Source organism: Paraburkholderia sp., assembly GCF_026225065.1.
Classification (GTDB): Bacteria; Pseudomonadota; Gammaproteobacteria; order Burkholderiales; family Burkholderiaceae; genus Paraburkholderia.
In genome coordinates, this window is sequence record NZ_JAMFSB010000042.1 from 23672 (window position 1) to 34507 (window position 10836).

The 10836-nt window shown below is 60.8% G+C and carries 12 protein-coding genes; 7 read left to right on the top strand and 5 right to left on the bottom strand.

Annotated features, from left to right (window positions below):
* Positions 1 to 107: 107 nt before the first annotated feature.
* Together motA and motB are read left to right on the top strand one after the other, a co-directional pair.
* On the top strand, positions 108 to 977 hold the full coding sequence (gene motA, locus M0954_RS03070) for a flagellar motor stator protein MotA (protein ID WP_297351578.1): 870 nt from the start codon (positions 108 to 110) through the stop codon (positions 975 to 977).
* 21 nt (positions 978 to 998) lie between these two features.
* The gene (gene motB / locus M0954_RS03075) at positions 999 to 1976 is read left to right on the top strand and encodes a flagellar motor protein MotB (RefSeq protein ID WP_122155889.1); all 978 of its coding nucleotides are present in this window, start codon (positions 999 to 1001) and stop codon (positions 1974 to 1976) included.
* Positions 1977 to 2024: 48 nt separating this feature from the next.
* Here the strand turns inward: motB and M0954_RS03080 are convergent, their stop codons facing one another.
* Entirely contained in the window at positions 2025 to 2204 is a 180-nt protein-coding gene (locus M0954_RS03080) for a hypothetical protein (RefSeq protein ID WP_367279486.1), read from the bottom strand.
* Positions 2205 to 2420: 216 nt separating this feature from the next.
* Positions 2421 to 3146 (bottom strand): pirin family protein, encoded by a 726-nt coding sequence (locus tag M0954_RS03085; protein ID WP_122155891.1) that lies wholly within the window; start codon positions 3144 to 3146, stop codon positions 2421 to 2423.
* 185 nt (positions 3147 to 3331) lie between these two features.
* Here M0954_RS03085 and M0954_RS03090 point away from each other — a divergent pair, with 185 nt between their 5' ends.
* Positions 3332 to 4222: a LysR family transcriptional regulator gene (locus tag M0954_RS03090; RefSeq protein ID WP_297351580.1), complete on the top strand. Its 891-nt coding sequence runs from the start codon at positions 3332 to 3334 to the stop codon at positions 4220 to 4222.
* A 375-nt stretch (positions 4223 to 4597) separates the two neighbouring features.
* Positions 4598 to 5401 (top strand): MipA/OmpV family protein, encoded by an 804-nt coding sequence (locus M0954_RS03095; RefSeq protein WP_122159073.1) that lies wholly within the window; start codon positions 4598 to 4600, stop codon positions 5399 to 5401.
* Positions 5402 to 5512: 111 nt separating this feature from the next.
* Here M0954_RS03095 and M0954_RS03100 read toward each other — a convergent pair whose 3' ends face one another.
* A complete protein-coding gene (locus tag M0954_RS03100) occupies positions 5513 to 5995 on the bottom strand; it encodes a hypothetical protein (RefSeq protein ID WP_123387297.1) in 483 nt (160 codons plus the stop codon).
* A 907-nt stretch (positions 5996 to 6902) separates the two neighbouring features.
* Here M0954_RS03100 and M0954_RS03105 point away from each other — a divergent pair.
* Entirely contained in the window at positions 6903 to 7103 is a 201-nt protein-coding gene (locus M0954_RS03105) for a CsbD family protein (RefSeq protein WP_123387296.1), read from the top strand.
* A 495-nt stretch (positions 7104 to 7598) separates the two neighbouring features.
* Positions 7599 to 7868: a hypothetical protein gene (locus M0954_RS03110; protein ID WP_297351581.1), complete on the top strand. Its 270-nt coding sequence runs from the start codon at positions 7599 to 7601 to the stop codon at positions 7866 to 7868.
* A 27-nt stretch (positions 7869 to 7895) separates the two neighbouring features.
* Here M0954_RS03110 and M0954_RS03115 read toward each other — a convergent pair whose 3' ends face one another.
* A complete protein-coding gene (locus tag M0954_RS03115; RefSeq protein WP_123387575.1) occupies positions 7896 to 8096 on the bottom strand; it encodes a hypothetical protein in 201 nt (66 codons plus the stop codon).
* Positions 8097 to 8122: 26 nt separating this feature from the next.
* Positions 8123 to 8506 carry a hypothetical protein gene (locus M0954_RS03120; protein ID WP_297351583.1) on the bottom strand — a complete coding sequence of 128 codons (384 nt, stop codon included), beginning with the start codon at positions 8504 to 8506 and terminating at the stop codon, positions 8123 to 8125.
* A gap of 276 nt (positions 8507 to 8782) precedes the next feature.
* Here M0954_RS03120 and katE point away from each other — a divergent pair.
* A partial coding sequence (gene katE, locus M0954_RS03125; protein WP_297351584.1) for a catalase HPII occupies positions 8783 to 10836 on the top strand: 2054 nt, incomplete at its 3' end.

Consider the following 10836-nt stretch of genomic DNA (forward strand, 5'->3'; position numbering starts at 1 on the left):
CGCGCGCCTGCTCCGGTGCGGATTATCGAGAGGGGCACAGCTACGCTGAACGAAATGTCCGGCGTGGACGTGCAGCAGTTTAAATCCGCGTTTGAAACGGAGAGGCCATGTTTGTTGCGATCGGATGGGTATTGGTGTTGGGGTCGGTGATCGGTAGTTTTATCGGTGTAGGAGGGCATCTTCCTGCGCTGGTTCAACCATTCGAACTCCTGTGTATTTTCGGTGCGGCGATAGGGGCGTTTGTCGTCAGCAATCCGGTCACCACGCTGAAAAAGACGTTCAAGAGTCTGCCTATCTGCTTCAAGGGCGGCGGTTATACGAAAGAGAAATATCTTGAACTGATCGCGCTGCTGTTTGAACTGCTACAGAAGGCACGCAAGGAAGGCATGATGTCCCTCGAGGCGGATGTCGAGGCCCCCGAACAAAGCGCGCTGTTCCAGAAGTATTCGCATGTTCTCCAGGACCATCATCTGCTCGACTTTATCGTCGACTATCTGCGTATGATGTCGAGCGGCAACGTGAATGCGCTCGAAATGCAGGACCTGATGGACGAGGAACTGGAGACGCATCACGCGGAGGCCTCCGTCGCCGCCAACGCGATCCAGAAGATGGCCGACGGCTTGCCGGCGTTCGGCATTGTCGCCGCGGTGATGGGCGTGGTGCACACGATGGGCTCGGTGGGAGCCGCGCCTGCGGTGCTTGGCGAGATGATCGCCGGCGCACTGGTGGGCACCTTCCTTGGCATTCTGCTCGCGTATGGATTCATTGGGCCGCTCGCCGATCTGCTCAATGCGAAGGGACGCGCCGCCGCCAAACCGTTTCAGTGCGTCAAGACTGTGTTGCTCGCCTCGATGAGCGGCTACGCGCCGCCCGTGGCGGTGGAGTTTGGCCGCAAGGTGCTGTTTACCGCGGATCGGCCGAGCTTCAAGGAGCTCGAGGACGCCGTGCGCGCCACCAAAATGCCCAAGCCGGCCTGACCGGGATGAGGGAGACGAGCCATGGCTGAGAACCGATCGGGCGGTAGCGCGGGGGAAGCGTCGGCACCCATCGTGGTGCGGCGTCTGCGTAAGGGTGCGGCACACGAGGCCCATCACGGCGGTGCATGGAAGATTGCCTATGCCGATTTCGTGACGGCCATGATGGCGTTTTTTCTGCTGATGTGGCTGCTAGGCTCGACCTCGCAGTACGACAAAGAGGGCATCGAAGATTATTTCAACACGCCGCTTTCCACCTTGCTGGGTGGCAAGGAAGGCACCGGTGCGGCGCGGCCGAGCGTGGTGCAGGGCGGGGGGCGCGACGCATCGGACAGCCGGCCGGGCGTGGCGCACAAGAGTCAGGTTCAGCCCGCGCCGCCTACGGTCAGTCCGCCTGCAATGCAGATGGATGCGCAGCGGCTTGCGCAGCTCAAGGCCAAAATCGGTGCATTGATCGAGCAGACGCCGTCGTTGCGCGCCTATAGGGAGCAGATTCGTCTGTCGATCACCGACGAAGGTTTGCGCATCGAGATCGTCGATTCGCTGAAGCGGCCGATGTTCGCCTCGGGCAGTTCGAAGCTGGAGGACTACGCGCTGACGATCCTGCAGCAGATCGGCGCGTCGCTAAACGACGTGGACAACCGCGTGTCGATTGCCGGCCATACAGATGCCGTGCCTTATTCGGGCGGTACCGCTGGCTATTCGAACTGGGAGCTTTCCAGCGACCGCGCCAACGCCGCGCGACGCGCGCTGGTGGCAGGGGGCTTAAGGGAGGACAAACTGCTGCAGGTGCGCGGACTGGCTGACGTGTTGCCATTGGACCGAAACGTCGCCGATGAACCGACCAACCGCCGCATCAGCATTCTCGTGTTGAACAACGCCGCGGTGCAGGCATTTTTCCGCGACGGTGGCCGCACCACGGTCGACGAAGCAGCGGCCGCAAGCGGAGTGTTGCCGGTAGAGCTGACGAAGGAGCAAACCGGCAAGGTCGGCGCGCCGTAAATGCGTCTAAAAGCCAGGACGGTGATGCGAGATCACCGACCTGGGTGGTTACGCTTCATGTGCTGCCGACGCTTCCTGCTGCGGCACAAACTCATCTGCCTGGGCGGCGCAAACCGCCTCGGCAAAGCGCTGCAACGACAGCAGCGACCCGCTGACGCTGTGATAGGTTTCACGGCCGATCCGGGCATCGAGCAGAATCTGCAAACCCGCTGCTCTGGCAATTTTCATGATATCCACGGCCGATCCTTTATCAAGCGGCGTGCAGACTGCATTCCCGCATCGATCAGGTCATCCCTTCAGACGGCGGCATATTGACGGATCGGGCCCACGTATTGGAAGTGGCTTCATGGAAGCCACAGAACCATCGTAGTTCAGTCAAATATGCCGCCATGATGGGAACAGCGGGCAATAACGGATGCAATTCGTGTGTTGGCTGCGCAGCGCTCAGGACCAGAGTTCCGACATCTCGATGCTACGCAGATCGAACACCAGCACTTCGGCATCGTGACCCTGTGAGAACGTCAGAACCTGCTCATTGCGGACCCGTGCACCGTCGCCTTCACCGAGCGTCTGGCCATTCACGTTGATGCTGCCGCGCGCGACGTGGATATACGCATACCGGTCAGCCGCCAGTTCCAGCCGGGCGCTCTCGTCGCCGTCGAACAGTCCCGCATAAACACGCGTGTCCTGCTGCACCACCAGCGACTCGTTCGCACCATCCGGCGAGATCACGAGGCGCAGCGCACCGCGCTTTTCCGCCTCGCCGAAACGACTCTGCTGATAACGCGGCGGCGTGCCTTTGAGCGCCGGTGCTATCCAGATCTGCAGGAAGTGCACAGGGTCGCTACGCGAGTGGTTGTACTCGCTATGGGCGACGCCCGTGCCCGCGCTCATCAACTGGATGTCGCCAGGGACGATTACCGAGCCGGTGCCCATCGTGTCCTTGTGTTCCATTGCGCCTTCCAGCACATACGAGAAGATTTCCATGTCGCGGTGCGGATGCGTGCCGAAGCCTTGCGACGGCGCGACGCGGTCGTCGTTGATCACCAGCAGATCCGAAAAGCCGTTCTGCTTCGGGTCGTGATAGTTGGCAAAGGAAAACGTATGACGCGAACTGAGCCAGCCGTGCTCCGCGCGGCCGCGTTGATTGGCGTGTCTGATGTCGAGCATGTTGTTTCTCCTTGATTGTGCGATCCGGCGAGGGTTGTCGTCCGTGATCCATGTAGAGCAGTTTAAGTCAATCAATGTGCTTATAATCGTGCCGTAATCGGAAACACTGTCGCATCATGGTTGACAATTAGGCGGTGGCCGACACCACCCGCGGGCGACCATGATCAACACTCAGGAGCGAGCCAATGCAACTCGATGACATGCGGATTTTCGTCGCCACGGTCGACGCGCACAATTTCACCACCGCGGCCAACCGGCTGACGCTGTCGAAGCAGTTCGTCAGCCGCCGCGTCATGACGCTCGAGGAGGCGCTCGGCGTGCGGCTCCTGATCCGCAACACGCGCAAGCTTGCCGTCACTGAACTCGGCCAGGAGTTCTACGAGCGGGCCAAACGCATTCTCGGTGAGGTGGAAGAGGCCGAGCAGGCCATGTCGCTGCGGCGGGCGTCACCTCATGGTCTGCTGCGGGTGAGCGCGCCGATGTCGTTCGGCATGGTCCATCTGTCGCCGCTGGTAGCGATGTTCCTGAAGAAACATTCAGACGTACGCTTCGATATGGAGTTGAGCGATCGCACCGTCGATGTGGTGGGCGAGGGGTTCGACATGGCGATCCGCATCGGCACGCTGGCCGATTCGACGCTGATCGCGCAAAAGCTCGCGGAAGTCCGGATGGTGGTCTGCTGTAGTCCGCAGTACCTGCGCCGGCGCAGCACGCCCGCCACGCCGGCCAATCTCGACCGGCATGCCTGTCTTCTGTATGGACACGGCGGCCCAGCGAGCTGGGAGTTCGTGCTGGACGGCGTACACAAGGCCGTGGAGGTGCACGGACCGCTGCGTGCCAACAACGGCGAATTAATCCGAGATGCGGCGCTTGCGGGACTTGGAATCGCGCGCCTGCCGGATTTCATCGTCTCCGCCGCACTTAAAACCGGTCAGCTTGTTGGCTTGCTGGAGCCGTTTCTGCCGCGCGCAACGGCGCTTTATGCAGTCTATCCGCAGCATCGGCAAAGCTCGATTACGATCCAGTCATTCACCGCATTTCTGCGCGAGCAACTGGCGAAGACTTTAGGTAACTGAGGGAATGACGCAAATCGACGCCCGAGCGCTGAACGTTTCTCGATCAGGCCCGGATATTGCAATCGTCGAGCCTTGCAGATATTGGCAGGATGGGGCCAGAGGTCGTCGCAGCCGGCAAGTTCGGCCACCGATGGCATCAGATACCGCCATCGGTCAAATCATATGCACCGGCCGCTGAAAAAATTACATGCCCAGGCATGTCTGCGTGGCAGTCGTTACAGCCTCGCGTGATTTGGAGAGTGGCCGGTCAATTCATTCGCGACCAGTGCGATCGGAGGATGGGTGTCGAACGGACGTACAACGCGAGCGGCCCTGAGCCGCTCCAACAAGAAAGCGGCCGTAGCGCCGTGGCTGGTTGCCGCCACTGTCGCTGGCATGAGCGTGATCGCGACTCCAGCCAAAGCTCAAACGCCGGCACCCCTGCAGGAATGGCAATATTCGGCCGGGGTGCCGCTCGAAAAAATGATGGAGCCGGAAATTCCCACGTGGCAGGCTGCGGTCGGTATCGCCGGCGCTTTTCAGCCGCGCTATGACGGCGCCGATCGATACCACTTCGAAGGCGGCCCGAGTATCGACATCCGTTATAGCGACCTGTATTTCGCTTCGACCGGCGAGGGTTTCGGCGCCAATGTGGCGCAAGGCCAGAACTGGCGGATCAGCCTGGCGGTTGCCTATGACCTGGGACGGCGCGGTCAAGACGACGACGAGCATCTGCACGGTCTCGGTAACATCAACCCCGCTCCCGAACTGAAACTGGCCGGCGACTACGTTATATCGAAGAGCTTTCCGATGGTGTTGCGCGCCGACATCCGGCGCAGTTTCGGCGGCTCGAATGGCTGGATCGGCGACATTGGCGCTTATATGCCGCTGCCTGGCAGTTCGAAGACGTTCTTCTGGTTTGCGGGGCCGAGCCTGACCTTCGCCGATTCCAAATACATGAACAGCTGGTTTGGCGTCGACCAGCAGCAGGCCGCCGAATCCCAATACTCGTACTATCACGCGAGTGCGGGTCTGAAGTCGGCGGGCTTCGGCGTCAGTGCGATCTGGTTCTTCCAGAAGCACTGGTTTGCGGCGTGCGACTTTGCGTTGGAGCAGCTTGTCGGCAGCGCTGCGCGCAGTCCGATCACGCAGCGCTCGTCGAACGGCGTGCTGGATCTGTCGATTAATTACGAGTTTTGAGCGAGCTTGTTGCGGGCGGGCGCGCTCCGGCTCGGGCCCATGTGCTCACGGCAGTCTCTACCAAACCGGGTGCTACAGCGCACCCGGTGCCACCCAACTTCGGCCCCGGCCCTAGCAGACCGTGGTGGGCGCTTCGGCGACCGCTTCTTTCCGGCCCGCTCTCATCAGACCTTCCACCATGCGGGCTTCGGCTCGTGCGATCGTTTCGAGCGACGCAGCGGACAGTTGCGCATCGAGAGTCGACAGCGCCGCGCACACGCGCAGATACTCGTCCTCGCCCAACGTCCAGCCGCCTTCCTGATGCTCGGCGGCGTCGAGTTGCACCATCGCGCCGTGCGCGCTTTCGATGTATTCAAGACCTTGCGGCTCGAGTCCGAGACGGCAGAGCTCTTCGGACACCAGAAAATGCCGGCCAAGCGTCATAAACAGATTTCGTGAGCCGTGACCGCGTTTGAACGCATCGAGGGCGGTGTAGCACTGCAGCAGCATCGCCTGCGTGACCGGCTCGTGCGCGGCCCGGCTAAACGTGAGGGCGCGCAACAGGGGCGACATGGCAGGCTGGTTGCGTTTGCGGTTTTGCGATTTGTTCGGCATGACGGTTTTAACCTCGTTCTGTAACGCTCGGTTCGCCAGAGAAGCTTCTTGCAAGCGGCGTACCGGCGGGACAATTCGCAACCTTGAAGGTGCGTCGTGTGAGCATCATCGCAAGCAACAATTAAGATAGCCTTAAATTTTGAGGCGGTTGAGCGGGCCAGTTGTGTCAAGGTGTGACGTGGTCCAAAAAAAAGCCCTGTCCCACGGGGGACAGGGCCGGACAGGATGGAAGAGTCGCACAGGCGCGTGGATGCTTGCCGACGTGGTTCCCATCAAAACAACGCTGTTGCACTTCAAACTGCTTGAGACGTGGTCCTTCGGTCCTTTACCTTCTTTTGCTGCAAACCCCTGTTGCTTTCATTGCATGTGATGCGAGAGCGCTTCATTGATGCGCTACTGCGGCGCTGCTCTGTTGCCGGTATTGCGACTGCGTGCTGCGGACTGCGTTGCTACGTACAACGTGATGCTGGAGCGGACTGCCCGATGCGTCATTCGTGATGCTGGAGCGTGCTACGACAACGTACTGCGTACAGGCAACTGCCGTTTCTACTGCGACCTGCCGGACTGCTCTACGAACTGCTCTACAGGTACGGTCAAAACAACGCGGGGGGAAGACCGCGTATGGGCTCAGTGATTCGTCGTGCCCATGGAAAACAGTGTAAAGACGACGCAGCAAATGTGATTCGGCGAAACGAGGGGAATTGGCAGCGCATTTCATCGAATTGCGCGCAACGAGGGCGTCTGCCCAGGTCAAAAGCACGCAATTCTGGCGCGACAGAGGAATCGCACCGGGGTTGAAGCGGAGCGCGACACGCCAGGAAAGTAGCCGAAAGACCACCCTGACAGCAGGAACACCGCTTGCGGCGCTGTGGACGTCGCGACACGAGTCGCACTTTTGGAGGTCGTCATGAACAAGGACCAAGTGAAGGGTGTTGCTGAAAAGGCCAAGGGCAAGGTCAACGAAGCGGCAGGGAAGGCCACCGGTAACGTCGGCCGCGAAATGAAGGGCGATGTCCAGCAAGGCATGGGTCAGGCCCGCAAGGACATGGGCGATGCGCGGGAAGACGCCAAGGATGCGGCGAAGCACCCCGCAAAGCGCACCCACTGACACTGACCGGCGTGAGCCCCGTGCACGATTCGACGGGGCGTAGCCGTGTTTCACCGCCGAAGGCGGCCGCATTGTGGCGCGGCCGCCTTCGGCTGCTCGCATCAAGCCGGCATCAAACGTCTGTTCGACGCCAACCCAGTCCCGTCTCGTCCGATAATTGATTCGGATACCGTATTAATAATTACCCCTTTTAAAGTGCCGTCGCGGTGCGCACCGAAGCAGTGCCGATTTGCTCGCTTTGGCGCACAAGCCGAGCCGCCCGCCACACAAGCATGCAAGCCAAAAAACTGACGTTTGGACAAAAGACCGTCAGACGGTCAGTTGATCGAATCGGCACAAAACTTGCCTCATAACACCCTGACGGCTGACGCCCGGCGCCGCCGTTGTGGGCCTGGTTCGGCCCGAACCCGCACCATGCGAAATTGAACCGGTTGGGGGAACCCCAGAGCTATCTACACGATTTGAACAACAGGGATCCACAAACGGGAGGACGCCATGTTTGAGCCTGCGCCGATTATTGCCAGCAAGGTAGTAGCAGGGGAAACGGTTCGCGCCGAATATCTTTGCGATACCGGGCGCCTGCGCATCATCGGCGAGCGCACCGTGCATGCCGAATGGTTTCCACCGCATTCATGGTTTGCGATTGCGTCGATTTCTGGGCATAGCCGCTGGGGCACCCGGCCTGATGAGGCAGACCTGTTGCTGCTGATCGACAACTTTATGGGGTATTCGGGGCGCGACAGTTTTGCGCTAATCCAACCCTAGGCAGCACAGCCCACGGCCTTGCGTTCGCTATCCATGACTGTCGACCCACGCTCGGGCCCAGTCGAGTCCGGCGAGGCGCGCTTCTTCGTCCGTTTCGAAGTTGCCCAGAACCCCTGATCCCTCGATTAGCTTGGTGCCGCACGTGATCGTGCCACTGGACGCGTACCCGCCGTCCTGGACGATGGCATGGCCCCAGATCGCATAGCCCTTGTAGGTTTCAGGTTCCATCTTTTGCCGCGCGTGGATAGCCAGCGTCATCGCACCACGGAAACAGCCATGCGACCGGTGCTCACCTGCAGCACGTTGCCTTCGGGCGTCAAGATACGCGGGATGTCGATAAAGCGTGGGGTGGTGGTTTTCTTGGCGGCGTCGATGCCCACGTGCCTCGTAGTCGAAGCCTTAGGCAGTCGATCCGCAATGCGGCGTGGCGCAGCCTTACCCATGCTCCGCGCCAGCAGCGCGGTTTTGCCGGGCCTCGCTCTGGATTTAGCTGCTGCCGCCACCTGAGCGATGCGCGCTTCGGGCGGGTTCCAGACTTCCACGTAATGCGCGCTTGCCGCGGCCGTTGATGGTGCAGCAGCCGCCACAGTTGCGGCGACTACAAGCAGCACAGCCCCTGCGCCCAGAGATCGCAGCATGTTTTCTCCATCAATTTGCGGCACGTTTTGGTGAGCCGGGCACCGCCCGACGATCAGACGCCGGCGTCACCGGCTACGGGCCCCGGTGGCCAGGAAAGCGAACTGAAGACACTGTACATTCATACAGTAATTTGTGCAATCGCGGTCGAGCCAGGCATTTCCCGAATCGACAAAAGCACCGCTCTACACGCGCCGTTGGGAACATCCCTTGCTGATCAAAAGGTCCGCGCCAAGCCGACGTTTCGCTCGGTCGCGCCGTACGCAAGGAGTTTCCCCATGGCAGGTAAATCGAACAACCGGCAGCCCGCCGGCCGCACGACCGCGGGCGCCGACCCAAAGACACAGGCTCTCGAACAGTTTCGTCTACGCCCCGATGGCGAGGCGCTCAGAACCAACCAGGGCGTGAAGATCGCCGATAACCAGAACACCTTGCGTGCTGGTCCACGCGGTCCGTCGCTGCTCGAAGATTTCATCATGCGTGAAAAGATCACGCACTTTGACCACGAGCGGATCCCCGAGCGGATCGTGCATGCGCGCGGCTCGGCCGCCCATGGTGTGTTTCAGGTGTACGAGTCGATGAGCGAGTACACCAAGGCTGCATTTCTGCAGGACCCATCAGTGCAGACGCCGGTATATGTGCGCTTTTCGACCGTACAGGGGCCGCGCGGCTCGGCCGATACCGTGCGCGACGTGCGCGGCTTCGCCGTCAAGTTCTACACGCAGGAAGGCAATTACGACCTGGTGGGCAACAATATGCCGGTGTTCTTCATCCAGGACGCCATCAAGTTTCCGGACTTCGTCCACGCCGTCAAACCGGAAGCGCCGAACGAAATGCCAACCGGCGGATCGGCGCACGACACCTTCTGGGACTTCGTGTCGCTCGTGCCCGAGTCCGCTCACATGGTGTTGTGGACCATGTCGGATCGTGCGATTCCGCGCAGCCTGCGCACCATGGAAGGCTTCGGCATTCACACGTTCCGCTTCGTCAACGCGGCGGGCAAATCGCGCTTTATCAAGTTTCACTGGCGGCCGGTGCTCGGCTCGTACTCGTTGCTGTGGGACGAAGCGCAAAAACTCGCGGGCAAGGACCCCGACTTTCACCGGCGCGATCTGTGGGAAGCCATCGAGCACGGCAATTTCCCGGAGTTCGAACTCGGCGTGCAGATTGTTGAAGAGGAGGATGAAAACAGCTTCGGTTTCGACCTGCTCGATCCGACCAAGCTGATTCCCGAGGAACAGGTGCCGGTGAAAATCATCGGCAAGATGACGCTCAACCGCAACCCCGATAATTTCTTTGCCGAGACCGAACAGGTCGCGTTCCATCCGGGCCATGTCGTGCCCGGCATCGATTTCAGCAACGATCCGCTGCTGCAAGGACGGCTCTTTTCGTACACGGATACGCAGATCAGCCGACTGGGAGGACCGAATTTCCATGAGATTCCGATCAACCGCCCCGTATGCCCGTTCCAGAACAACCAGCGCGACGCAATGCATCGTCAGGCGATCAATGTCGGTCAGGCTTCGTACGAGCCGAACTCGCTGAACGGCGGCTGGCCGAAGGAAACCGATCCTGCCGCGGCGGACGGCGGCTTCGAGAGCTATCACGAGCGCATCGACGGCGTGAAGATTCGCGTGCGCAGCGAGTCGTTTGCCGATCACTTCTCGCAGGCCGCGCTGTTCTATCGCAGCATGTCTGAGGTCGAAAAAGAACACATTGCGGCGGCCTACCAGTTCGAACTCGGCAAGGTCACGAAGCCGGAGATTCGCGAGCGCGTGGTGAACCAGATTCTCGCCAACTTCGACGCGGACCTGGCAGCCAAAGTCGCGACTGGCCTCGGCCTGCCTGCGCCGAAAAAGGGCAAGGCGCCGGTTGTGTCGAAACCTGAAAACTCGCCGGCATTGAGTCTGCTCAACCGTGTAAAACCGGGCATCAAGACTTGCAAGATTGCCTTGCTGGCAGCGCCGGGTTCAGATGTCGCCGCGCTTGGCAAACTCCAGCAGGCCTTGCGTGACGAAGGCGCCACGCCGCTGCTGGTGGCGCCGACTCTCGCTGCCATCGGCAACCTGCAACCCGACGCGACGATCGCCGGCATGCCGTCGATCATGTTCGACGCGATCGTCGTCGCGGGCGGTGAGGCGGGTGCGAAGGCGCTCGCGCAATCGGGCGACGCGAGGCACTTCGTACTCGAAGCGTTCAAGCATCTCAAGGCGATTGCGGCGTTGGGCGCGGGGCGCGACGTGTTGTCGGCGGCACACTTGCCGGAGAATGCCGACGGCGTGGCGACCGGTGACGACAAGCAGGTCGCGCAGGTGCTGAAGGCATTCGTTGC